The sequence below is a fragment of the Novosphingobium sp. BAM6 genome, assembly GCF_057784955.1.
On the sequence record NZ_JBYNTR010000002.1, the window covers coordinates 181,056 to 205,073 of the forward strand.

Genomic DNA, 24,018 nt, shown 5'->3' on the forward strand with positions numbered 1-24,018 from the left:
CCCGTTGTCCCCCCGGTTGCCATCATCATGGGCAGCCAGTCGGACTGGCCGACGATGCAGCGTGCGGCCCACATGCTCGATGGGCTTGGCATCGCCTATGACGCGCGCATCGTCTCGGCCCACCGCACGCCCGACCGTCTGGTCGAGTTCGCCAAGGGCGCCGATGCGGAAGGCTTCAAGGTCATCATCGCCGGTGCCGGTGGCGCGGCGCACCTACCGGGCATGGTCGCGGCGATGACGCACCTGCCGGTGCTGGGTGTGCCGGTGCAGAGCAAGGCGCTGTCCGGTCAGGACAGTCTGCTGTCCATTGTCCAGATGCCTGCGGGAATTCCTGTTGGCACGCTGGCGATCGGTGAAGCGGGCGCCGCCAATGCCGGTCTGCTCGCCGCCGCCATCCTTGCGACCAGCGATGCTGATCTGGCGGAGCGCCTGAAGGCGTTTCGCGAAGAGCAGACCGCCAGCGTTGCCCAGCGTCCCTCCTGATCTGAAAAGCGCCTCGAACCTGACATGATTGCTCCCGGCGAAACCATCGGCATTCTCGGCGGCGGCCAGCTTGGCCGGATGATCGCGATAGCTGCCGCCCGTCTCGGCTATCGCTGCCACATCTATGCGCCAGAGCCCGATTCCATCGCGGCCGAAGTCAGCGCTGCCTTCACCTGTGCCGCTTGGGACGATGCCGAGGCGCTGGCGAAGTTCGCAGCGGATTGTGCAGTCGTAACCTACGAGTTCGAGAATGTGCCGGTGGCGCCGCTCGCCGCGCTGGGCGATGTGCCGCTGCTGCCGAATACCCGAGCGCTGGAAACCGCGCAGGACCGCTTGTCGGAAAAGCGTTTCGTCACCGAACTGGGCGGTACGCCCGCGCCGTTCGTGCCGGTCGATTCGCAGGCAGAGTTGATGTCGGCGATTGCCACGATTGGCGCGCCGGGTATCCTAAAGACCCGGCGGGACGGCTATGATGGCAAGGGCCAGTGGCGGATCATGGCGCCGGGCGATGCCGAGGGGCTCGATCTGCCGGATCAAGCGCTGATCTATGAAGGCTTCGTCACCTTCTTCGCCGAGTTTTCGGTGATCGTGTGCCGTGCGGCGGATGGCGAGGTGCGGTTCTACGAATCGGCGCTCAACGTTCATGAGCAGGGCATTCTGGCGACCAGCACGGTGCCGACGCCGCAGGATATCCTCTGGCAGATTCCCGAAGCGCGCGCTCTCGCTGCCAAGGTGGCCGAAGCGCTCGATTATGTTGGTGTCCTCACGCTCGAATTCTTCGCGACCGAGAATGGTCCGGTGTTCAACGAGATGGCGCCGCGCGTCCACAATGCGGGGCACTGGACCATCGAAGGGGCGCTGTCTTGCCAGTTCGAGAACCACGTCCGCGCGATCTGCGGCCTGCCGCTCGGCGATCCGGGGCTGGTCACGCGCGGTGCCGTGATGCGCAACCTGATCGGCGACGACGCGCATGACTGGGCAGCGATCCTGTCCGACCCGGCGAACCATCTGCATCTCTATGGCAAGGCGGCAGCGCGCCCCGGTCGCAAGATGGGGCACGTCACCCGGCTGGTGCTGGACTAATTTTTCTTATCCACAGCAGCTCAACATAATGGCAACAGTTTTAGCATCTAGTGTGGCTAAACTGACTCTTGCTTTGGGCCCATGTCAGGATTCTAAGTGAACAATGGCTCCTAGATCGCCTCATAGTTTGACATCAATCGTTGCCGTTGGCCTCAACGGTGAAATTGGCGTGCAGAATCGTTTGCCCTGGCGCTTGCGATCCGACCTGAGATTTTTCAAGAAAACCACTCTAGATAACATCGTGATTATGGGGAGGAAAACATTTGCCTCTGTCGGAGGATGCTTCAAAGGACGAGAAAATATCGTCCTTTCCCATCAAGATCATCTCTTCGATGAGCATGCTGGTTGTCATCAGGCTTGGAGTATTGAAGACGCTCTGAAATTGCGAAAAGGCATTGGTGATAAAGAGGCATTTGTCATTGGTGGCGCGCAAACTTATTTGGCGTTTTCACCATATGTTGATCGCTATCTGGTTACGATCGTTAACGGTGATTTTCCACAGGCTGATGCGTTCTTCGACCCGAGCGTCATAGGTCAACTGGAAGATTGGGACCTACGTGAAATTTGCGTTGATAGGGTTGAGGCAGAGGGGGCTGACGAGTTCGATTTTAAGGTCATCGAATTGCGCCACAAGCGGCCTTGTGAGATCGCTAAGAATCGAAGCTGCGTGGTTGGTGATCGCAAGGTGGGCAGTGCCCAATGGCCACACCAAGGCGGCACTAGATCAGCGCTGGACCAGATTCTTACTTTGGCTTAGCGCCTTTTTTTGTGATTCGCCTCGATAACCGCCAGCCCGTCTCCCATGCCCTTCACGGTGCCGTTCTGGCGCTGGGTAATTTCGACGGGTTCCATGCCGGGCATCAGGCGGTGGTGGGTGAGGCGGTGCGCTGGGCGCGCGAGCTTGGCCGTCCGGCCATTGTCGCCACTTTCGATCCACATCCCGTCCGCCTGTTCCAACCCGATGCGCCGCCGTTTCGCCTGACCACGCTGGAGCAGCGGCAGGACATGTTCCTGGCGGCGGGCGCCACCGCGATGCTCGTGCTCCATTTCGACCGTGCGATGGCGGGAATGGCTGCCGAAGAGTGGGTTCGCGAACTTCTTGGCAAGCAGCTTGGCGCGGTCGGCGTGGTGACGGGGGAGGATTTCACCTTCGGGCGTGGCCGCACCGGCAGTCCTGCGCTGCTTCAGAGCGTCGGCGCCGAGTTCGGTCTGTCCGCCCGCACGGTCGGCCCGGTGCGCGACGAGGAGGGCGTGATCTCCTCCAGCCGCGTGCGCCATGCGCTTCAGTTGGGAGACTGCCAGGCGGCGATGCGTCTGCTGACCCGGCCTTTTGCGGTGCGCGGCGTCGTGCAGCACGGGGCCAAGCTCGGGCGCTCGATCGGCTTCCCGACGGCCAACCTTGAAATGGAGCGCTACCTGCGTCCGCGCTACGGCATCTATGCGGTCAAGGGACGCCTGCCCGATGGGCGGGTGCTGCCCGGCGCGGCGAATCTCGGGATTCGTCCCACTATCGAGCCGCCCATCGAACTGCTGGAACCCTACTTCTTCGATTTCTCCGGCGATCTCTATGGGCAGGAGATCGAGGTGGAGTTCCACCACTTCCTGCGCCCCGAAGCCAAGTTCGATTCGCTCGATGCCCTGATCGCGCAGATCGGGCGGGACTGCGAACAGGCGCGCGACCTGCTGGGCCTGGCGCGGCCGGTCTCGGGTTTCTGACCGAAAACCGGCGATGCGGACGCTGCGAGGACGCTAAGCGCTCTTCCAACAGTCCCGCAATTGCTCTAGTGCCCGCCGGTCATGACCGAGCAGCGCGATTTCAGACCGACCGTCTTCCTTCCGAAGACCGATTTCCCCATGAAGGCCGGGCTTCCCCAGAAGGAGCCGGGTATTCTGGCGCGCTGGCAGGCGGACGACATTTACGCCAAGACGCGTGAGGCCCGCGCCGGTCGCGAACAGTTCATCCTTCATGATGGCCCGCCCTACGCCAATGGCGACATGCACATCGGCCATGCGCTGAACCACATCCTCAAGGACATGGTCGCCCGCACGCAGACGCTGCTGGGCAAGGATGCGCCCTACGTTCCCGGCTGGGACTGCCACGGCCTGCCCATCGAGTGGAAGGTCGAGGAAGAGTACCGCAAGAAGAAGCGCAACAAGGACGAGGTTCCGGCCGAGGAATTCCGCGCCGAATGCCGCGCCTATGCCGCGAACTGGGTGAACGTCCAGCGCGAGCAGTTGAAGCGCCTCGGCGTCAACGGCAACTGGGACAAGCCGTACCTGACGATGGACCCGGAAGCGGAAGGCACCATCGTTGGCGAACTGCTGAAATTCGCCGAAAGCGGCCAGCTCTATCGCGGCGCCAAGCCGGTGATGTGGTCGCCGGTCGAGAAGACCGCGCTGGCCGAGGCCGAAGTCGAGTATGAGGACATCACCTCGACCCAGATCGACGTGGCGTTCGAGATCGTTGAATCGGCCGTGCCCGAACTGGTCGGCGCCCATGCGGTGATCTGGACGACGACGCCTTGGACGATCCCGACCAATCAGGCGCTCGCCTATGGGCCTGACGTTGAGTACGTCTTGGTAAACTGCGGCGGAGACCGTGCCAAGTATCTGGTCGCTCGGGATCTGGCTGATGCGTTTGTCGCAAGAACGGCTCAGCAGCTTCCTGGCGATTATTTTTACAGGGATGAGGCTGAAGTCACGATACATGGCTCCGACCTTGCCGGAACCATCGCTCGCCATCCGATGCACGCACTCGGCGGGTTCTTCGCCGAGCCGCGTCCGCTGCTCGCTGGCGATTTCGTCACCACCGACAGCGGCACCGGCCTCGTCCACATGGCGCCCGACCATGGCGAGGACGATTTCGAACTGTGCAAGGCCAACGGCATCGGCCCCAAGTTCGTGGTCGAGGCGGACGGCAAGTACCGCGAGGACTGGCTGTGGCTGGCGGGGCAGGGCTCGGTCATCAACCCCAAGTTCAACGCGCCTGACGGCCCGATCTGCTCGGACCTGCGTGAAACCGGCGCGCTGCTGGCGGCTTCGGCGGACTACAAGCATTCCTATCCGCACTCGTGGCGCTCCAAGGCCAAGGTGATCTATCGCTGCACGCCGCAGTGGTTCGTGCCGATGGACAAGGACATCGCGGGCCAGACCCTGCGCGGCAAGGCGATGACTGCCATCGCCGAGACGCGCTTCGTCCCCGAAAAGGGCCGCAACCGCATCGGCGCGATGGTCGAAGGGCGTCCCGACTGGGTGCTTTCGCGCCAGCGCGCATGGGGCGTGCCGATCACGCTGTTCGTCGATCGCAAGTCGGGCGAGTACCTCGTCGACAAGGCGGTGAACGCCCGGATCGTCGCGGCGGTGCGTGAAGGCGGCGTCGATGCCTGGTCCGATGCCCGCGCGCAGGAATATCTCGGCGAGGCTTACGATGCCGAGCAATTCGAACGCGTTACCGACATTCTCGACGTGTGGTTCGATTCCGGTTCGACCCATGCCTTCGTGCTCGAATCGGGCAAGTGGCCCGAACTGCTGCGCCCCGAAGGCTATGAAGGCCCGCACGCGGATCTCTATCTCGAAGGGTCCGACCAGCATCGCGGCTGGTTCCAGTCCTCGCTGCTGGAAGCCTGCGCGACGCGTGGACATGCGCCGTACAAGGCGGTGCTGACCCACGGCTTCACCATGGATTCCAAGGGCATGAAGATGTCCAAGTCGCTGGGGAACACCATCAGCCCGCTGAAGGTGATGGAGACCAACGGCGCCGACATCATCCGCCTCTGGGCGCTCTCGGTGGACTTCACCGAAGATCACCGCATCGGCGACGAGATTTTGAAAGGCGTTGCGGATCAATACCGTAAGCTGCGCAACACGTTCCGCTACCTCTTGGGCGCGCTGGACGGGTACAACGCGACGGAGACGGTACAGAACGCAGCCGAGATGCCCGAACTGGAGCGCTACGTGCTCTCGCTGCTGGGCAAGCTCGACGCGACGCTGAAGGCGGCGGTCGCCGACTACGATTTCAACACCTACGTCCGCGCGCTGCTCGATTTCTGCAACGAGGATCTCTCGGCGTTCTTCTTCGATATCCGCAAGGACTGCCTCTACTGCGACGCGCCCGGCGATCCGACGCGCCGAGCCTATCGCACCGTGCTGGACATTCTGTTCCAGGCACTGGTGCGTTATGCTGCACCGGTGATCGTGTTCACCGCCGAGGAAGTCTGGCAGAGCCGTTACCCCGATGCCGAGAGCGTTCACCTGCTTGAATGGCCGGAAGTCCCGGCGGTCGAGGCTGAAACTGCATGCTGGGATGCCCTGCGCGCGCTGCGCCAGCAGGCGACCGAGGCGATCGAGCCGCTGCGCCGCGAGAAGACCGTTCGCTCCAGTCTGGAAGCCGAAGTCACCGTGCCGGAGGCCGCCATTCCGGCAGGCTTCGACGAGGCGCAACTGGCCGAACTGTTCATCACCGCGAAAGTCCATCGTGGGCAGGGCGAGGCCGTGACTGTCACCCCCTCGCATGACCACAAGTGCGGCCGCTGCTGGCGCCACCTCCCCGAAGTTTCGGAAGATGGTACGCTGTGCGGCCGCTGCGAGGATGCCGTGGCGCTGTTCGACGGTGAGGTTCAAGCGTGAGTACGGTTCGCAATCCCTGGCCACGCCGCCTGATCGGACTGGCCTTTGCCGCCGTGGTCTTTGCCGCCGATCAGGGGCTGAAAGGCTGGCTGGTTAATGGCCTGCAGCTGCGCGAAAAGGGCGTGATCGATCTTTTGCCGATCTTCGACTTCCGTTTCACGCAGAATCCCGGCGTCTCGCTGGGGCTGTTCACGGCAGGTTCGATGGAAGGACGTTGGGCGCTGGTGGCGATGACTGCCGCTATCGCCGGCTTCGTGTTCATCTGGCTGCTGCGTGAAAAGCGTCTGTTCGAGATTCTGGCACTGGGCGGCGTGCTTGGCGGCGCGCTGGGTAATATCCGCGACCGTTTCACGCTGGGCTACGTCATCGATTATGCTGACCTGCACTTTGGCGAGTGGCGCCCGTTCCTGATCTTCAACCTTGCCGACGTCGCGATCACGCTCGGTGTCCTGTTTATCCTTGCCCGATCCCTTCTTTCGCGCGACAAGCCCGAAGATGTCGCGGTCGATCCCGCCCCGGAGAGTTGATTTGATGCCGATGAAGAAAGTCGTTGCCCTCCTCGCCGTCGCTGGCGGTGCGTTGCTCGTGTCGGGCTGCGGCAACACCAGCATGTTCAACCACGCCGGACCTGACGAATTTGCCGTGCAGCGCCAGGCGCCGCTGGTGATTCCGCCTGATTTCGCAATCGCACCGCCGAAGCAGGGCCAGCCTCGCCCTGCCGATGATTCGGTGCAGCAGCAGACGCTGAATGCGCTGTTCGGCGGTTCGCAGCCGCGCAGTTCGATCGAATCCAATGCGCTGAGCATGGCCGGTTCCGCCGATCCGGCGATCCGTTCGACGGTGGGCGATCCCAACACCTACACGGTTGCCAAGGACCGCGTAACTCAGCAGATTCTCGCGGCGCCGGAAGGCGATGGCCGTGATGCGCAGACTGCCGTGGGTGGCTGATAGACAGCCGTTCATGTGCTGACAGAGATGAAAAGGCCGGGGCATCGCTCCGGCCTTTTTCGTTATTGATGACGAGGCTCACGGCCTAATCATAACAATATGGTATGGACTGGCCAGTTACTGGCGCTTCGCTGCCGCGCCGCAGAAGCGTATCCTGTTTTCCGAACCAACCGGAAGGCGAGCCATGTCCAGCGTTTCTCTATCGACAGCCCCCACCAATGCCGTTGCCACGGTGTCGCTGAGCGGCACGTTGCAACAGAAGCTCGAGGCCGCTGCTGCTGCCGGGTACGATGGCGTCGAGATCTTCGAGAACGACCTGATCGCCGCGCCGCAGCGCCCCGCCGAGATCAAACGCATGCTCGACGATCTTGGCCTTGCCTGCATGCTCTACCAGCCGTTCCGTGATTTCGAGGGTATGCCGGGTGACATGCGCGCCCGCGCGTTCGACCGCGCAGAGCGCAAGTTCGACCTGATGGGCGAACTCGACTGCGACCGTATCCTCGTCTGCTCAAACTGTTCGCCGCATTCTTCAGGTGACGTGAACCAGATCGTCGCCGACTTTCGCGAACTGGGCGAACGCGCGCAGGCACGCGGCATTCGCGTGGGTTACGAGGCGCTGGCCTGGGGGCGGCACATCAACGATCACCGGCAGGTCTGGGACATCGTGAGCCAGGTCGATCACCCGGCGATCGGCATCATTCTCGACAGCTTCCACTCGCTGTCGCGCCGCATCCCGAGCGAGAGCATCGCGCAGATCCGCGGCGACAAGATCGTCTTCGTCCAGCTGGCCGACGCGCCGGTGCTGGACATGGACCTGCTCTACTGGAGCCGCCATTTCCGCAATCTGCCGGGGCAGGGCGGGCTCGACGTCACCACTTTCGTCGCCGAAATCCTCAAGACCGGCTACGACGGCCCACTCTCGCTGGAAATCTTCAACGACCGCTTCCGTTCGGCTTCGACGCGCATGGTGGCGCAGGACGGGCATCGCTCGCTGGAATATATCCGTGACGCGGCGCTGCGCCTCAATGGCCAGCCGACGACGATGCCCGCTCCTCAGGCTCCGCTGAAGGCGGAGTTCGTCGAATTCGCGGTGGCGCCCGCCGACAGCGCACGGCTTGGCGATACGCTGGGCTCGCTGGGGTTCCGCCATGCCGGGACGCACCGCACCAAGAAGGTCACGCGCTGGAAGCAGGGCAACGTCAATCTCGTCGTCAATGCCGAAGAGAAGGGCTTTGCGCGCTCCTACCGCATTGTCCACGGTCCTTCGATCTGCGCGATCGGCGTTCGGGTGGCGGATGCGCAGGCCGTGATGGACCGGGCGGCGGCGCTCGGGATCAAGGCCTACAGCCCCGAAGGACGCCCCGGCAGGATGGCAATGCCTGCGCTGCGAGGTGTTGGCGGGAGCCTTGTCTATCTGGTCGAGGACAGCGGCGCGGAAGCGCTGTGGGCCCACGAGTTTGCGGCAGTGGCAGAGGCAGGCGATCTGTCTGCGCCCGATGCCGTGCGCGAAATCGACCATCTGGGTGCGGTGGTCCACGGCGATGAGTTCCTGTCGTGGCAGCTCTATTGGCGCGCGCTGTTCGGGTTGGAAGGCCGCGACGCGCAGGACGTGATCGATCCTTCGGGCCTTGTCAGCAGCCAGGCCTTCCAGTCGCCCGATGGCGCCTTCCGCGTCACCATCAACGGCACCGATGCCCGTGAGACGCTTTCGGCGCGGTTCCTGGCGCAGGGCATGGGCGGCGGCTTCCAGCATGTCGCCTTCGCGTGCGAAGACATCGCGGCAGCCTCGGCAGCGATGCGGGACAAGGCGGCGTCGCTGCTGGAGATTCCGGCGAACTACTATGGCGATCTGGTGGCGCGCTTCGGTTTCGACGATGCGAAGATCGAGACCATGGTCGAGGGCAATCTCCTCTACGACGAGGATGCTGCGGGAGCGCCCTATCGCCAGTTCTACAGCCGCGCTTTCGACAAGCTGTTCTTCTTCGAGTTCGTCGAGCGCGAGAACGGCTATGGCGGCTACGGCGCGCCCAATGCGGGTATTCGTCTGGCGGCCCAGACCCGGCACCGCGACCCGGAGCCGATCAGGGACTGAGCTGCGTTTCAGCCGAACAATGAAAAAAGGCCCGACGCCATCGCGTCGGGCCTTTTTTCATTGGGTTGGAGAGGTGGCCTGCGTGTTAGCTGCGCCTGGTGGCTGTCACCAGCGCGCAGCAGATGCCGGACGCTACGGCAGGCACGGCAAAGACCGCGAAGATCGTCGCGAGAGGCACCTTCTCGGCCAGCATGTAGCCGCCCAGCATCGGGCCGATTACGGCACCGATACGACCGATGCCCATCGCCCAGCCAAGGCCGGTGCTGCGGACCTGTGCGGGGTAGAACTGGGCCGCGAGCGGGTAGACGCCGTTGAAACCGCCCTGCACGAACACGCCGATCAGGAAGGCGATGAAGAGCGTCTCGGCCAGCGGCATCGAATAGGCGCCGAACACCACCAATGCGCCTGCGGAACACAGCAGGTAGCCGAAGATCGAGCGGCCGAGGTCCAGCTTCGAGCCGACGAGACCGATCGAGGTGATGCCCAGGAACGCGCCGACGTTGTAGATCGCACCGGCATAGATCGCTTGCGTTTCGGGCAGGCCCGCCTCGATCGCCAGCTTGGGAATCCAGCTGATGACGAAATAGAGCGTCATGAAGCCGAAGATCGTCGCTGCCCACAGCAGCGAGGTGCCGAGCATGCGGCCTTCGCCCACGACGCCACGTAGGCCCGCACTCCCCTTGGTGGCAGTCTTGCGCTCTGGCAGGGCGTCCAGCGGCGCGCCGCCGATGCGGGTCAGGATCGCGTTGGCCTGCTCCAGCGCGCCCTTGGGCTGGCGGGCCAGCAGGAAGTCGAGCGATTCGGGCAGGAAGAAGATCACCAGCGGCAGCGAGCACAGGCACAGGGCAGCAGCGCCCAGCAGCATCGCCTGCCAGCCGTGCGTGGCCAGCTGTCCGGCAACGATGAACCCGGTGAGCGTCGCGCCGATCGGATAGCCGGCCTGCAGGAAGCCGACCGCAAACGTGCGGTGCTTGGCAGGGGCATATTCGGCGGTGAGCGCGGCCATGCTGGCCAGCACCGTGCCGATGCCGACGCCCACCACGAAGCGCGAGACGATCAGTTCGGTGATCGATCCGGCGATTGCGGAGCCGAACATCGCGATGGTCATCGTCAGCATCGCGGCAAGAATCAGGCGGCGGCGGCCGAACTTGTCGGCCAGCGGCGCGATCAGCAACCCGCCCGCGGCCATCCCGGCGAGGCTGGCGCTGAACACCACGCCGAGCCGGTCGGGCGTGACCTGCCAGTCCTTGGAGAGCGCAGGCGCGATATAGGACAGGATCAGCACGTCCATGCCGTCTAGCATGTTGAGAATGAAGCAGATCGCCACGACCAGAATCTGGAGGCGCGACCAGCCGTCGGTACGTTGCTGCGCGGCCTCGTCGACCGTCACATAAGGCCGCACCGATACGGTGCCGGCTGGGGAATAAGTGGCCATGTCACGCCTCTCCAGTATCGCGCGTGTTCGCGTCCGTTCGCCCGGGACCCTCCGGGAATGCTGTAAGGTTCCGTACCGGATGGTTCATTTCCAGCCCTTCCGGGGCGCTTATGCATACCGTTAAGTTATGGCAACCCTGTTCCAGCCCGCATTTCGGTCCGTGGACGTGGCACGTTGAGCAATATTGTACGCGCAATTTCCTCGAAGGTCTCCCCAATCATCGGCCGTGCCGCGTCGAGATTGCGCGAGATGTAGACCGGCAACGACTGGGTTTGGGCCTGCGGCTGCGGCTGCGACTGCGGCTGGGCGATCTCGAGGAAGCGCACATCGGCGGCATGGCCCTGCATCGCGGTGAAGCTGTCTACCAGCGCGATGCCCATACCGTTGGCGACGAAAGCCACGGCTGTTTCGGCAAAGCGTACGTATGTCGCCACATCGAGCGTCTCGCCTGCCGCCTCGTACATCGCAGCGATGATCTGGCCGTGGGGCGTGTCCTGCCGGAACGACTGGATGCGTTCGCCCCGCAGGTCTGCCAGTTCGACGACCTGTCGGTCCGCCAACGGGTGATCGGATGGCACCGCGCAGACCATGCGGCCATGGCCGATCCGGCTCGACAGGATGCTGGGGTGATCGATGGGAAACACCGTCAGCGCATAGTCGCCGCGCTGGAGCACCAGCCAGTCGTGCGCCTGCTCTACCGAGAGGATGTCGAACTGGATTTGCAGTGCAGGGTAGTTCGCGGTCAGACGCGCGAGCATGCGCGGAAGCACCGAGTGCCCGAGCGAGGGCGAGGCGCCCACCCGGAACGTGCGGTCCGCGCCTTTTCCCAGCCGGGAAATCACATGGTCGAGATCGCTAATGCCTTTGTAGACATGCTCGATTTCCTCGAACAGCACACTGGCCTCGCGGGTTGGGACGATGCGGCCACGGGTGCGGTCAAACAGGCGGAACTGGAGGCGGTCTTCCATATGCGCGAGCATGCGGCTGAGGCCGGGCTGCGATGTGCCCAGCATCTTGGCAGCGCCGCTGATGGTCTTGGCGATCATCACCGCGCGGAAGATTTCGATCTGTCGGATCGTCAGCATGGTTCCGGCTAGCACTTCGTGAGGCATGCGCCAATCGGCCGGTTTGCCCAGTCTGGCAGGGGTGGGTTAGGAGGCCTCTATCCGGCAGTTAGAGATGGGTTAGACATGCGCGAGATTTCAGTGGCCATTGCCGGGTTCGGGCGGGTCGGACGGCAGATCGGCGAACTGTTGCTGGCCCGTCGCGAACGCTATCGGGCGGTATATGGCGCGGATGTCCGGCTGGTCGCAGCCTGCGGATCGCGGGCGGGTCTGACCTCTTCAGAGGGGCTGGAAGTAGCCGATTTCGGTCGTTTCGAGGCTGGGCGGCACGGACCCGATTTTCTTCTGTCCGCTGGTCCCGATGTGTTGATCGAGGCTGGGCCGAGCGATTTCGTGACGGGCGGTCCGGCACTGGAATACCTTGAGGTGGCTCTGACGGCGGGGGTGGATGCGGTGGTCGTCTCGAAAGGTGCGCTGGTTCATTCCGGCCCGCAGTTACGCGCGATTTCAGAAAGTTCCGGCGCTTGCCTGAAGATCAGCGGAGCGACGGCGGCAGCCTTGCCGACGATCGACCTGATCGAGACCGGATTGCTCGGCTGCCGGGTTCTGGCGCTGGAGGGGGTACTCAACGCAACCACGAACTATCTGCTCAACGCCATGATTTCGCGGGGAATCGAGTATGCCGAGGCCTTGGCGGAGGCACAGGCGGGTGGCTTTGCCGAGGCCGACCCCGCCCGCGATGTCGAGGGGTGGGATACGGCCTGCAAGCTGCTGATTCTGGGCAACTTCGGCCTCGGAGCAGAGCTTGCGATGCGCGATATCGACGTTTCCGGTATCCAGCACGTGACGGCGGCGCAGGTACGGGAGTGGCGCGATTCCGGGCTCGTCCCGCGTCTTGTGGGCATGTTGAAGACGACAGAGACGGGGTACAAGGCGACTGTAGGCGTCAGAACCTACGCCAATGACGATCCGTTCGCGCATATCGCCGGAAAGACCAAGGCGCTGCGCGTCACCACCGATGCCATGGGCGAGATCGTCACCATGGGAGGGGGCGTCGAACCGATGGCGACGGCCAGCGCCGCGCTCAAGGACCTGGAACTGTTGCTGGCTCGTCCGCGCTTCTGAGGGCGTTTGCGGGACGCTCGCTTATCTGGCAGATTGGTCAGCGCGTGAGGTGTTTCTCTGGCAACACGAGGGGGCTGATCCGGCGTTGCCTTAAGTGTGACGAAACGCGTGGATTGCGTGACAATTTGCTACAGGGTCGAAATCCGCGGGCTACACCGCTCCGTCAGCTTGGCGAAGATGGTGTGCCACAGTTCAGGATTCCCCGCGCCCCGATGGAATTGCATCGATGGGCTCCACACCCGGCTTTTGCCGGTGGCGTCAGCGATCTTCCCGTCCTCCTTGTGCCGGTCGGCCCCGTGGCTGCTGGAATTCCGGGTTCCGGGTAGCCTGCCTGCCTCCGTGCGCGAGCCTGCGGCATGAGCGCGTCGCGTGCCCTGCTATATGCTCGTACCGGGGTGCTGGCCTTGTGCTGTGCCAGCTTGTGCGCCGCAGGCGGCCGGTGGGCGGTGGAGAACCCCGATGGCATGGGGGCGCCGGTTCTCAAGGTTCTGGCTAAGGTGCCGGGATTCGTCGTCGACACGATCGGCGATCTGCTTCGCAATCCCTTCGATGAATCGCTGACGCCCGATGCCTTCGCGGGCAGGCATGACTATGATCCCGTGCCCGACCATACGGGCCACGGGATCGATGGTCTGGTCATGCGTCGCGATCTTTCCGGCCCCACGCCACTGCCGGGCTGGCGCCTGCTTATCGGTATTTTCGAGATGCAGGGCAAACCGGGATACGCCGTGCTGGCGGTTTCGCCGCAGATGGCGATAGAGCGGGTCTGGCCGATCGACGGGGCGATGCTGGTCAAGCGCCACCTTTCGGTGGGGCAGGCGCCGTTCCCGCATGGCTTTGCGGTTTTGTCCGACGGTTCGATGGTGCTCGGTTTCGACAGCCAGTTGCTGCCGGTGCGCTTCAATGCCTGCGGCCAGTCCATGTGGATCGGTGACGAGCGCCTTACCCATGCGATCAACCCGACCGACGACAATCGCTTCGCCTGGAGCATCGGTGCGGAGGACGACATCCGCAAGATCGACCTCGCTACCGGGCATACCGTGCGCGACATCACGGTGGAGGCGATCCGCAAGGCGAACCCAGATCTCACCGTGTTCGAGATGCGCCGGGTCGATGATAACGCGCTGGGACAGAACCCGCGCGGTGATGCCGGTCGCTATTACCACGACGCGTTCCACACCAACGATGCCGAGCCGTTGCCCGCTGCCTATGCCAAGGCTTTCCCCGGGTTCCGGGCGGGCGATCTGCTGGTCAGCATGCGTTCGCTCAATCTGGTGATGGTGGTCGATCCGGCGACGTTGAAAGTGAAATGGCACGCCAATGACGTGACCTTGCGCCAGCACGATCCGGACTGGGAGCCCGACGGCACGATCACCGTGTTCGACAACCAGAACGGTCGCCAGTCGACCCGGATCGTCCGTTTCGATCCGCGCAATCCTGACAGCGATCACAATTATGCGGTGGCGCTGGCCGGTGGTCCGCTCGATTTCTATTCGCGCATTCGCGGCAAGCACCAGAGCCTGCCCGATGGCGGCATGCTGATCACCAGTTCCGAACAGGGCCGGATCTTCGAGACCGATGCGCAAAGGCGCATTGCAATGGAGATGCTGGTTCACGATCCCGAACAGCCGGGCCAGAACTTCGTGGTTTCCGAAGCCCGCTGGTTCCCGACCGATTCTCCCATCTTGCACAAGGTGCTGTCATGTCCCGCGAAACCTTCTTCCGCTTCGTAGTTCCCGGCCTTCTCGCAGCGTCGCTGATCGCCAGTCCGGCGCAGGCCTATGTCGGCCCCGGATCGGGGCTGGGTGCCATCGGCGTGGTGTTCGGCGTGATTGGCACGGTGTTCCTCAGCCTCGTCTCGCTGGTGTGGTATCCGCTCAAGCGCGGTTATCGCCGGGTGCGCGGCGCGCTTTCGCGGATTCGCGGCGCGGCCGAGTGAGCGCGCTAGCGACGATCGATACAACCGCCTGGTTGATCGCGGCAGGGCTGTGCTGCGTGGCAAGCGAGGTGTTTTCCCGCCTGCCGATCCTGCCGGTGACGATGGGCATGGCCGGGCATGGGCGCGCGGCGGGAAAGATGCTGCTCTCGCGCCGGATTTCCGAGCACTGGAAAGAGCGCATGGCACCTGTCTACGCGCGCCGGATGGGCGCTTCCACACTGGTTCTGGCGGGCTGGTTCGTGCTCTTCGCAGCGCTTATCTCGCTGATACTGCTGGCAGGCGAGTGGCTGCATCCCGGCCTGACCATGCGGCTGGAGAGCGGCGTGGGCCTGCTTTTCGCGCTGGCCGTCTCCAGTCTTTATCTGCTTGTCCGCAAGTACGTCTCGCGATGAAGGATAGCGCTGCGTGAACCCCGGTGTCGATTACAGCCTTGCCGATCGCCCTGCTCCACCGCATGGCGCTGGGCGTCCCGGCACTGGCGGAACTGACCTTCGACCTTGACCAGAAGCTGTCGGGCGGCGCGGAAAAGGCGAAGCGCGCGCAACTGGGCGAGCATGTGTTCGTGACCGGCCTTGCCCGCGCGGGGACCACGGTGCTGATGCGCGCGATCCATCAGGGGGGGGGCTTCCGGTCGCTGACCTATCGTGACATGCCGTTCCCGCTGGCACCCAACCTGTGGGCGAAAGTCTCGGCGCGCTGGCGGCAGGAACAGGTCGGTGCGCCCCCGCGCGAGCGCGCCCACGGCGATCGTATCCTGACCGGTGTGGACAGCCCCGAAGCGCTGGATGAGGTGTTCTGGCGCATGGAGTGCGGCAGCGACTATATTCGCCGCGATGCGCTGGTTCCCCATCGGGTCGAGCAGCGCACGATCGAGCGGTTTCGGGCCTATGTCGCAGCCGTGATCGCATCGGGCAGCGAGGGGCAGCATCGCTATCTGTCGAAGAACAACAACAATGTCCTGCGCCTGCCGGTCCTGATCGAGGCGTTTCCCCGCGCCAGCGTGGTCATTCCGTTCCGCGATCCCGCTAGCCACGCCGCCTCACTGTGGCGACAGCACCGGCACTTTACCGCGATGCAGGCCGAGAATCCTTTCGTGCGTCGCTACATGAACTGGCTGGTCCACCGTGAGTTCGGCAGTGGGCACCGTCCTTTCCGCTTTGGCGATCGACTGCCCGAAGATCTTACGCCTGATCAGCCAGACTACTGGCTGGAGATATGGATGCGAGTCCATGCGGCCCTGGTCGAACAGGCGAGCGGGCAGATGGTCTTCGTCTGTTACGAGGATCTCTGCAGCGATCCGGCGGTGTGGCAGGGCATTTCGCAGCGGCTGGGACTCGGGACGGGACGGCCTGACTTCTCGGTGAGCACGGTGCCGGTCGATCTGCTGTTCGATCCGGCACGTCTGGCCAGGGCCTGCGCGCTCTATGCCGATATGCGCGAGTGGGTGGTCTGATTCAGTCGCTGCGGCGCGCGCTGGTGATGGCGCTGCCTGCCGAGCCCGCCATGATGAGCGCGATTGCCAGCCATTGGAGGGGGCGCAGCACTTCGCCCAGCACCACGAAGCCGACCAGAGCGGCAACGGCAGGCGCGGTTGAAAGCAGGATGCCCACGACATGCGCGGGCAGGCGGTGCAGTGCCTCGATCTCCAGCGAATAGGGCACGGCGCTCGACAATACGGCAACGCCAAGCGCCACGGCGAGAATCCACGGCGCGAACAGCAGTGGACCTGCGGTCGCCAAGGCCAGCGGCATGGCCATCAGTGTGGCGACCACCATGCCCCAGGCCACAGCATCGCCGCGCAGTGTGCTCGACACGCGCTTGCCGAAGACGATGTAGAGCGCCCAAGATGTGGCAGCACCCAGAGCGAACAGGACGCCCAGCGGATCGAGTCGGGCATCGGTGTGCAGGGGCAGCAACAATACGAGCCCGCCGCCTGCCGCGATCAGCCACAGCACGTCGCGCATCGAGCGCGACCGGCTCAGCACCACGGCCAGCGGGCCGAGCACTTCGAGGCCCACGGCGATGCCGATGGGAAGCCGGGCAATGGCCTGATAGATCAGCACGTTCATGCCGCCCAGCATCACGCCGTAGCCGAGCAATGCGGGCAGGATCGCGCGCGGTGGCGGCCGTCGCCAGGGACGGCGCAGCGCCATCAGCACGATCAGGGCGAGCAGGGCGCGAAGGCCCGTCGCACCGAAGGCGCCGATGGCTGGAAACAGATGCTTGGCAAAGGCCGCACCGGCATTCTGCGCGGTTAGCGAGAGCATGATCGCGCCCGCCCCGATCATCGTGGTACGGGTATGGGAGATTTCGGGGCGGGCAGGGTCGGTCATCGCCGCCCCGCTTACAATGCGGCGAGGTTGCGGGATATGGAGATTTCAGGCGTCAGCGGTCCGACAGCCCCTTGAACTCGGCCAAGCGGATGGCTTGGCCGTTCGTCGGAGTCATCGTCACGCGGATCTGGGTGACGGTGCGGGCCGGGAAAGTCAGGCGCGTGACGCCGTTCGCCAGTGGGGTCGCCTTGCCAAGCGGGTGCCAGGCGCCGTTCTTGGCATCGCGATACTCCAGCGAGGCATCGGCAGGTGCGGCATAGCCCTTGCCATCGTCGAAGAAGGCGAGTTCGGCCGCCGACAGCGTAACCCGCTTGCCGAAGTCTACCGCATACCATTGTGGCGCGGTGCCGGGGGCGGAGTTCCAGCCATTGGGCAGTTCGGGGAAGAACCAGAGCCGCCCGTCGATGGCATCGTGCAGGTTCTCAGGCTCGGTGCCGCTCGATGCGCTGGCGAGAGGATACTGGCCGCGCACCAGTTGCACGGCGCGGTCGATCTCGCCTGCCACTGGCGGGGCAGCCTTGCGGGCGAGCGGGACTTCGATCCGGGCCAGCGCATCGCGGTGCGCGACCTCGCGACCGTCGACAGTCACGGTCAGGCCCTTGCGGCCATAGTGACCGCCGTCAGCATCCCAGGCTACACCTACCAGATGGCCGTGATAGGGTACATCGATCACCCGGAACCAGCCGAGAGCCTGCGGATCGGTGGCGTCGGGCAGCAGCGGATTCACCTCCAGCACATCGTCGGCGCGCGGGCGGATGCCGACAAGGCCGGACAGGATCAGGTCGTTGTAGCCGGAGTGAAAATAGTGATGGCTGCGCGCAAGACCGACGATGGGCTTGCCGGTGGCCGGATCGTAGTCCTCCTCCAGATCCAGCCGGTCGCCCTGATAGTGCAGCGCGGTGTACTGGCGCAGCAGGTCCATGAACGTGCTGCGCGTGACCGGGCCGTGGTCATGATAGTGGTCGAGCAGATTGATCATGCCCTCCAGCACCTGCGTCGTCTGATAGGGCCAGACCGGGCCGTTCCACTGGCATTCGCGGTCCGGCCCGTCGTAGCGGTACTGGCGCATGTAGTATTCGTAATTGGCTTCTGCCGTGCGCATGCCGTGCTCGCCCGCCAGAGATTTCGGGTCGAGCAGATGGCTCCAGGCGGCGGCGTGCGTAGCATCGTCGGGCGCGAGGTCGAACATCCACGGCAGATAGCCGACCAGTTCACGGTTGCGGATGAAGTCCCAGTAATGGACGTGTGCGTTGTCCACCTGAAACCGGTCGGTGTAATGGCCGAACCTGGGGTTCCACAGGTCCGCATTCATGCGCGCGGCGAGGCCCCTGGCCTCGGCGTCGTACTGTTTTTCGAGCGCAGGCTTTCCCGCGAGCGCCGCGATCTGGGCAATCGCGCGGGCATTGGCAGCCATGTAGCTGTTGATCGAGGGGCGGAACGCCTGCCCGCCGGTAAAACCGTCCTTGCCGCCCGAAGTGTCGATCGAGGAGACAGTATATTCGGTCGCATCGAGCAGTGGCTCGACCCAGTAGAGCCGCTTGGACCAGTCGTAGTGATCCTCCCAGAGCCCCTGAATATGGCGCATCACGGCAAGGTGCTGCGTGACAGCCGCCTTGTCGCCATCGACGAGGTACTTCTGCCAGACCGAATCGGCCATGTAGTCCGAGAAGTGGCGGTCGTTGCCGCCTTCGTACATGAAATCGACGTAGTTGCTCACGAAGCGGCGATCGCGCAGCCAGCGGCCTTCGGTGATGTGAAAGCCGCTCGCATCATTGAGGCTGGCATAAGGCTCGCGCTGCCAGGGCACATCGTCGGCGAACTCGGTGGTGACATAGCCCTTCTCGCCCAGATCGCGCTGGTGGGCGCGATAGATCTGCCAGCGATAGTAATAGACCGCGTCGATTTTCGGGTCGGCGGATTCGAAGAAGGGGATGCGGTTCACATACCACGCGGCGTCGTTGCCGAAGCGTTCGCGGGCGATCTTTTGGATATCGAGGCCGGGCGCCGTGGTGATCGCCAGCGAAGCAGTCGTTCTGGCAGCATCGGCAGTAAGCGTCGTGAAAGCGCCGATCAGCGCGGAACCGGCCAGCAGCAGGGCCAGGGTGGGGCGGATCATCGGCGTCTCTCTCCTCGCGATCGGAGCGCGCTGGCGAGGCCGCGCCTCCTCTTCTTGAAACAGGGCGGCGGCCGCTCTCGTCCGGGCCCCAGGTCGACACAGTCGATACCCGAAGCGAGAGCGGCCGCCGGTGCCGCCATCCCATCCTGACGACGGGAGGCAGCGGGGTCATGTCCTAGGCGATCAAGTGCCTGATTGTATTTCACTCCGACAAATAAACTGTCGTTTTCAAGTGTGGATGGTCGCTGTCCTTTCGATCAGTGGCCCATCCGTCACTGGAACGTAAAGCGTGCGCCGATGGCGAAGGTGCGCGGGACCAGCGTGTTGCCGAGGTTCGTGGTGTCCTGGCTGCCCGCATCGCCGAACTTGTAGTAGCTCTGCTGCTTGGTCTTGGTCAGGTTCACCGCATCGAAGGTGATCGCGACATCCTTGATGACGTTATAGGTCAGCTGGAAGTCGAGATTGCCGGTCGAGCGATACCACACGCCGATCGGGTTCGCGAACAGGCGCGCCTCGTTGTTGTGCAGGAAGCCCTTGCGCCAGACATAGGAGAGGCGGGCGCTGATCGGGCCGTGATCGTAGGCCAGCGTCGCATTGTAGGAGAACTTCGAGACGTTGAAGAACTGCGAGTGCGAGTAGGACGTCGGAGTGCCGTTCTCGTCGAAAGTGTCGGGGATCGTCTGGTCCGAATCGAGCACCGTCGCACTGCCCTGGAAGCCGAGGCCATCGAGCAGACCGGGCAGATAGGTCGGGAAGTAGGTCAGGCCCACTTCGACGCCCTTGAGCCAGCCGCTCGACGCGTTGGCCGGACGGGTGATCGAGAAGTAGTCCGTCTCGCCGGCCTTGATGCCGTTGTCGGGGATGTATTCGAACGAGGTGATCGGCACCACCAGCCCGGAGATGTTGCGCTTGAAGCCGGTGACAGTGATTGCGCTGTTGCGGTCGAAGTACCATTCCAGCGCCACGTCGAAGTTCTTCGAGTGCGTGGGCTGCAGGTTCGCCGTACCTGCCGAACCGCTGCCGTAGCCCACGTTGGTGAGATCGCCGGTCAGCGAATAGGTCGGGTTCACGTCGCCGAAGTTCGGGCGGCGTAGCGTCTCGCCGTAATTGAAGCGCAGGCGTAGGTTCGGCATGATCTCGTAGCGCGCCGTGAAGCTGGGCAGGAACTTGCTCGACCCGCGCGACACGCCGGTATGGGCATAGTTGTCGTACCGGTTATAGAAGTCGTAGTCGGTATCGATATCGACGTAGCGGACACCGGCTTCCAGATCGAGCGGACGCCCGAAGATCGTCAGCTGCGCGTCGGCCAGCAGGTAGGCCGACATCGTGATCTCTTCGATGTTGAAGGTCTTGTTCAAGGCGAGGCTACCCGAGGTGGGCAGGCCGTAAAGACCACGTACCATGTCGGCGTTCTTGTAGAGCCAGTTGCCATCCACGTTGATCCAGCTGCGCGGCAGGTCGCCCTCGCCCTTGAAGTAGCCGGAGTTGGTGAACGTCGCTTCATCGGGAAGGCCCGAAAGGCTGGTGGCGACAAGCGGTGCGTTCGCATCGCCGGTACGCATGTAGCTTGCAGCCTTGCGGTCATCGACGCGCAGCCCCGCCTTGATGCGGCGCAGGAAGCCTTCGTCCCAGCCGTAATAACCGTCGAGCGTGCCTGTCAGCGCATTGCCCTTGTCGCGGTTGGCGTTGTCGTAAAGCTGCGCGACGTTCCAGGTGCTGGCCTGGGTCAGCAGCGAATCGTCGTTGAAGTGCCACGAGGGGATGCCGCCGCCGTTGTTGAAATCAACATTGATCTGGTCGGCTACGCGGTCGGTGCGCATGGCGATGAACGAGGAACTGACCGTGCTGGTCTGGTAGGCGAGATCGGCAGTGATCTTGCCCTGACCGCCGCCCACGTCCCACTGGCCGTTCAGGCCGTAGACCCAGCTGTCGGTCTTCGTCTTGGTGAAGTCAGCCGAGTTGAAGCCATAGACGTCGTTCGCCGTGCGCGACTTCACAATGTTGGTGCCATCATACAGCTCGACCGGCTGAGGGTCGGCCCAGTAGTCGACGAAGCTGAAGCTCATGTCGTTGTAGGTCTGGCCACGGAAGCCGGTGTAGAACGCCTCAGCGGTGTAGACCGAGCTGGAATTCGGTGCCCATTGCAGCGCCACGTTGAAAGCCGGGCGCGTGCGCTTGCCATAAAGGTCGTTCGCGAACACGGCATCGCGCGACAGGTAATACGGGGTATCGACGCCTTGGAGATCGAGCGTGGAGCCCGGTGCGCTGGGAAGGCCTGCATTGAGGCCCGGCGACCAGTTCTCGTTATTGTTGCCGGGGAAGATGCGCTCCAGTGGCGCGTAAGGCGAACCGGCCGGAGGAGTCTCGGTAGCGAATGGCACCAGTGCGCCAGCGGTGGCGCTTTCGGTGCGGTACTTGGTACGGGCGTAGCTGCCGTTCACGAGAATACCGATATCGCCGATGGGGGTTTCCCAGCGATCCGAGACGAGCAGCGCGACGTTCGGGTTGTAGGTGTCGGCCACCTCGTCATAGATGCCGCGTACGAGACCCGAGATGGCGAGGCCCTTGAAGTCGAACGGGCGACGGGTCTTGACGTCGATCTGGCCGGCAAGGCCGGTTTCGAGCTGGTCTGCGGAGCGGGTCTTGTAGACGTCGACCTGCTTGACGAGGTTCGCGGAGATGTCCTGCAGCGCAAAGCTCTGACCGGTCGAGGTGAAGATGTTGCGGCCGTTCATCGTCGTCACCGCATCGGGCAGACCGCGAATGGTGACGGTCGCCGCCTCGCCGCTGGCGCGGTCGGTGATCTGGATGCCGGTCACGCGCTGGAGCGCTTCGACGACGTTGTTGTCGGGCAGCTTGCCGACGTCCTCGGCGACGACCGAATCGACGATCTGGATCGAGTTCTTGCGCACGTTGAGCGCGCCCACGATCGAGGCGCGAACGCCGGTGACGATGATCTCGCCCGCCTGCTCGGCCTGTGCCGAAGTCGCCTGAACGTTGCCGGTGGCGGCAGCGTCGGTATCGGAACTGGCCGGTGTGGCGGCGGTGTCCTGCGCGTGCGCAACGCCCGCGAGGCTGAGTGCAATGACCGATGCGGTGCAGAATGCAAATGGCTTGAGCGCCATGGTCCAACCCTCCCAAGTTTTGGGGCTGGCCGATACCATGCCCCTCGTGATTACTCCGGCTAATTATTTGTCGGAGTTATTTCACGCAAGAGGAAATGTACGCTGGACTGCAAAAAGCTCTCAGCTTTGTTGCAGGAAAGTCGCAAACTGCGATTTCCTGCAACAATTGTCAGACATATTCGCGGTTAATCGGCCTGCCACTGCGCTGCCGGGCTGTTCGCCGCCGCCAGTGTGACGCCGGTCTTGCTCGCGGCCAGCGCGAGTCCTTCGTGCCCTTCGCAGACGAATCGCACTGCGTTTCTGCCGTTCCCGGCAACCCGACGGAAGCGCCCTGCTGCCGGATTGGCGGCGACGCTGGCGAGCGGAACGAGCTTCACCGCGCCACCGACGTCTGCGGCCAGAACATGGTCGCGCAGCAGGATCGGCGAGAGATGGACGGTGCCGTCCCCTGCATCGAGGCTGCGGAACTGGGTGTTGGGCAGTGGCGCCGCACCGACGATCAGATCGGTGCCCTGATGCGCGAGGTAAGCGCCCCCTCTACCGCTTGCGCCGCTGGCTGAAAGGAAGCGTTCGGGCATCGGGCCGTTGCCGACCGGTACACCGAAATCAGGCATGCCATCGGGCTTGAAATAGAGCCGCTGGACGCGGGTGTGGCGGTTGGGATCGAACAGCGGATCGCCTTCGATCTTTTCATAGTCGCGCCCGTGGTAGACGAGCATGGTGCGGCCTTCGAGATCGGTGGTGAAACTGTTGTGCCCGGGGCCGTAGACGCCGGTTTCCGGGCAGGTGACGAAGACCGGCTCGGGCGATTTTGTCCAGTTGGCAGCGTCCATCAGGTTCGCGTCCGCCTGTGCCCAGAGCAGACCGAGGCAATAGCGCGCATCGGTGGCGGAGGCGGAATAGCTGATGAAGACCCGCCCCTGATGTTCGAGGAAGGATGGTGCCTCGTTCACCTTGTAGCCCCGGATTTCCCAGGGCAGCGTCGGCACTGTCAGGCGAACCGGCTTGGCGGCCAGCGTCAGGGCAGAGGCCATGGGCGCAAGATAGAGGTTGGAGTTCGTCTCGATCCCCGGTTCGCGCTGGGCCCAGCAGAAATAGCGGGTGCCGCGATGGACGAAGCTGGTCGAATCGAGGTTGAAGCTGTCCCACGGCGCCTTGAACTCGCCCAGAACCGACCAGTTGCCGGTCATCGGGTCCGGTCCGTCGCAGATCACTGCATAGGTGCGGATGCGGAACACGTCCTCGCCGCCGCCGCTCGGGCCCGCTGCGAAATACATCGTCCAGTGCCCGTCGACGAGGTGAAGTTCGGGCGCCCAGATGAAGCCCGACATCGGCCCGCTGGCGGCATGGCGCCACAGCACGCGCTCTTCGGCGTCGTACAGGCCTTCGAGCGTGCGGGCACGGCGCAGCACGAGGCGGTCGTATTCGGGGACCGAGCCGGTGAGGTAGTACCAGCCGTCGGTATGGCGGAAGACCTGCGCATCGGCCCGGTTCTTCACCACCGGGTTGTCGATGTCGGGGGCAGCCAGTGCGGGCTGGTGGGCTGGTCCGGTGCTGCCGATGACTGTCTTGCCGCTTCCCGTGCAGGCGATGGGCAGCAGGGCGGTGCCGGCGGCGAAATGGCGGCGCGTCAGGGTGAATGCCATGTT

19 protein-coding genes are annotated in these 24,018 nt (G+C 63.9%); 13 read left to right on the forward strand and 6 right to left on the reverse strand.

Annotated elements, in window-relative coordinates; all coding sequences use genetic code 11:
* Window positions 1–27: 27 nt before the first annotated feature.
* From purE to AC3EC3_RS09555, 8 genes are all read left to right on the forward strand, one after another.
* Window positions 28–483 (forward strand): 5-(carboxyamino)imidazole ribonucleotide mutase, encoded by a 456-nt coding sequence (purE, locus tag AC3EC3_RS09520; RefSeq protein ID WP_488489834.1) that lies wholly within the window; start codon window positions 28–30, stop codon window positions 481–483.
* 24 nt (window positions 484–507) lie between these two features.
* Window positions 508–1,566 carry a 5-(carboxyamino)imidazole ribonucleotide synthase gene (locus AC3EC3_RS09525; protein WP_488489388.1) on the forward strand — a complete coding sequence of 353 codons (1,059 nt, stop codon included), beginning with the start codon at window positions 508–510 and terminating at the stop codon, window positions 1,564–1,566.
* Window positions 1,567–1,693: 127 nt separating this feature from the next.
* Entirely contained in the window at window positions 1,694–2,323 is a 630-nt protein-coding gene (locus AC3EC3_RS09530) for a dihydrofolate reductase (RefSeq protein ID WP_488489389.1), read from the forward strand.
* Window positions 2,324–2,334: 11 nt separating this feature from the next.
* Window positions 2,335–3,282: a bifunctional riboflavin kinase/FAD synthetase gene (locus AC3EC3_RS09535; RefSeq protein ID WP_488489390.1), complete on the forward strand. Its 948-nt coding sequence runs from the start codon at window positions 2,335–2,337 to the stop codon at window positions 3,280–3,282.
* Window positions 3,283–3,363: 81 nt separating this feature from the next.
* Window positions 3,364–6,192 (forward strand): isoleucine--tRNA ligase, encoded by a 2,829-nt coding sequence (gene ileS / locus AC3EC3_RS09540; protein WP_488489391.1) that lies wholly within the window; start codon window positions 3,364–3,366, stop codon window positions 6,190–6,192.
* Window positions 6,189–6,719, forward strand: a complete 531-nt coding sequence (gene lspA, locus AC3EC3_RS09545) for a signal peptidase II (protein ID WP_488489392.1) — start codon at window positions 6,189–6,191, stop codon at window positions 6,717–6,719. The genes ileS and lspA overlap by 4 nt, the downstream gene beginning before the upstream one ends.
* A gap of 4 nt (window positions 6,720–6,723) precedes the next feature.
* Window positions 6,724–7,140, forward strand: coding sequence for a DUF3035 domain-containing protein (locus AC3EC3_RS09550; protein ID WP_260925832.1), 417 nt, complete (start codon window positions 6,724–6,726; stop codon window positions 7,138–7,140).
* 184 nt (window positions 7,141–7,324) lie between these two features.
* Window positions 7,325–9,232 carry a bifunctional sugar phosphate isomerase/epimerase/4-hydroxyphenylpyruvate dioxygenase family protein gene (locus AC3EC3_RS09555; protein ID WP_488489393.1) on the forward strand — a complete coding sequence of 636 codons (1,908 nt, stop codon included), beginning with the start codon at window positions 7,325–7,327 and terminating at the stop codon, window positions 9,230–9,232.
* A gap of 85 nt (window positions 9,233–9,317) precedes the next feature.
* Here AC3EC3_RS09555 and AC3EC3_RS09560 read toward each other — a convergent pair whose 3' ends face one another.
* Both AC3EC3_RS09560 and AC3EC3_RS09565 read right to left on the reverse strand, forming a co-directional pair.
* Window positions 9,318–10,667, reverse strand: a complete 1,350-nt coding sequence (locus AC3EC3_RS09560) for an MFS transporter (RefSeq protein WP_488489394.1) — start codon at window positions 10,665–10,667, stop codon at window positions 9,318–9,320.
* 125 nt (window positions 10,668–10,792) lie between these two features.
* Window positions 10,793–11,752 (reverse strand): LysR family transcriptional regulator, encoded by a 960-nt coding sequence (locus AC3EC3_RS09565; RefSeq protein WP_488489395.1) that lies wholly within the window; start codon window positions 11,750–11,752, stop codon window positions 10,793–10,795.
* A gap of 105 nt (window positions 11,753–11,857) precedes the next feature.
* Between AC3EC3_RS09565 and AC3EC3_RS09570 the strand changes: the two genes are divergently transcribed.
* The 5 genes from AC3EC3_RS09570 (at window position 11,858) to AC3EC3_RS09590 (ending at window position 16,248) form a co-directional block, all read left to right on the forward strand.
* Window positions 11,858–12,856, forward strand: coding sequence for a homoserine dehydrogenase (locus AC3EC3_RS09570; RefSeq protein WP_488489396.1), 999 nt, complete (start codon window positions 11,858–11,860; stop codon window positions 12,854–12,856).
* Between the two features lie 356 nt (window positions 12,857–13,212).
* Window positions 13,213–14,589: an arylsulfotransferase family protein gene (locus tag AC3EC3_RS09575; protein WP_488489397.1), complete on the forward strand. Its 1,377-nt coding sequence runs from the start codon at window positions 13,213–13,215 to the stop codon at window positions 14,587–14,589.
* Window positions 14,559–14,795: a hypothetical protein gene (locus AC3EC3_RS09580; protein ID WP_488489398.1), complete on the forward strand. Its 237-nt coding sequence runs from the start codon at window positions 14,559–14,561 to the stop codon at window positions 14,793–14,795. Before AC3EC3_RS09575 ends, AC3EC3_RS09580 begins: the two co-directional genes overlap by 31 nt.
* Window positions 14,792–15,187 (forward strand): hypothetical protein, encoded by a 396-nt coding sequence (locus AC3EC3_RS09585; protein ID WP_488489399.1) that lies wholly within the window; start codon window positions 14,792–14,794, stop codon window positions 15,185–15,187. The genes AC3EC3_RS09580 and AC3EC3_RS09585 overlap by 4 nt, the downstream gene beginning before the upstream one ends.
* A 23-nt stretch (window positions 15,188–15,210) precedes the next feature.
* Complete coding sequence (locus AC3EC3_RS09590; protein WP_488489400.1) at window positions 15,211–16,248, forward strand: sulfotransferase; 1,038 nt, start codon at window positions 15,211–15,213, stop codon at window positions 16,246–16,248.
* Between the two features lies 1 nt (window position 16,249).
* On the opposite strand, the gene AC3EC3_RS09595 is transcribed toward AC3EC3_RS09590, so the two are convergent.
* The 4 genes from AC3EC3_RS09595 to AC3EC3_RS09610 form a co-directional block, all read right to left on the reverse strand.
* Window positions 16,250–17,128 (reverse strand): EamA family transporter, encoded by an 879-nt coding sequence (locus AC3EC3_RS09595; protein ID WP_488489401.1) that lies wholly within the window; start codon window positions 17,126–17,128, stop codon window positions 16,250–16,252.
* Between the two features lie 52 nt (window positions 17,129–17,180).
* The gene (locus AC3EC3_RS09600) at window positions 17,181–19,244 is read right to left on the reverse strand and encodes an MGH1-like glycoside hydrolase domain-containing protein (RefSeq protein ID WP_488489402.1); all 2,064 of its coding nucleotides are present in this window, start codon (window positions 19,242–19,244) and stop codon (window positions 17,181–17,183) included.
* Between the two features lie 272 nt (window positions 19,245–19,516).
* Window positions 19,517–22,408: a TonB-dependent receptor gene (locus tag AC3EC3_RS09605; RefSeq protein WP_488489403.1), complete on the reverse strand. Its 2,892-nt coding sequence runs from the start codon at window positions 22,406–22,408 to the stop codon at window positions 19,517–19,519.
* Between the two features lie 146 nt (window positions 22,409–22,554).
* Window positions 22,555–24,015 carry a glycoside hydrolase family 43 protein gene (locus AC3EC3_RS09610; RefSeq protein WP_488489404.1) on the reverse strand — a complete coding sequence of 487 codons (1,461 nt, stop codon included), beginning with the start codon at window positions 24,013–24,015 and terminating at the stop codon, window positions 22,555–22,557.
* Window positions 24,016–24,018: the final 3 nt, after the last annotated feature.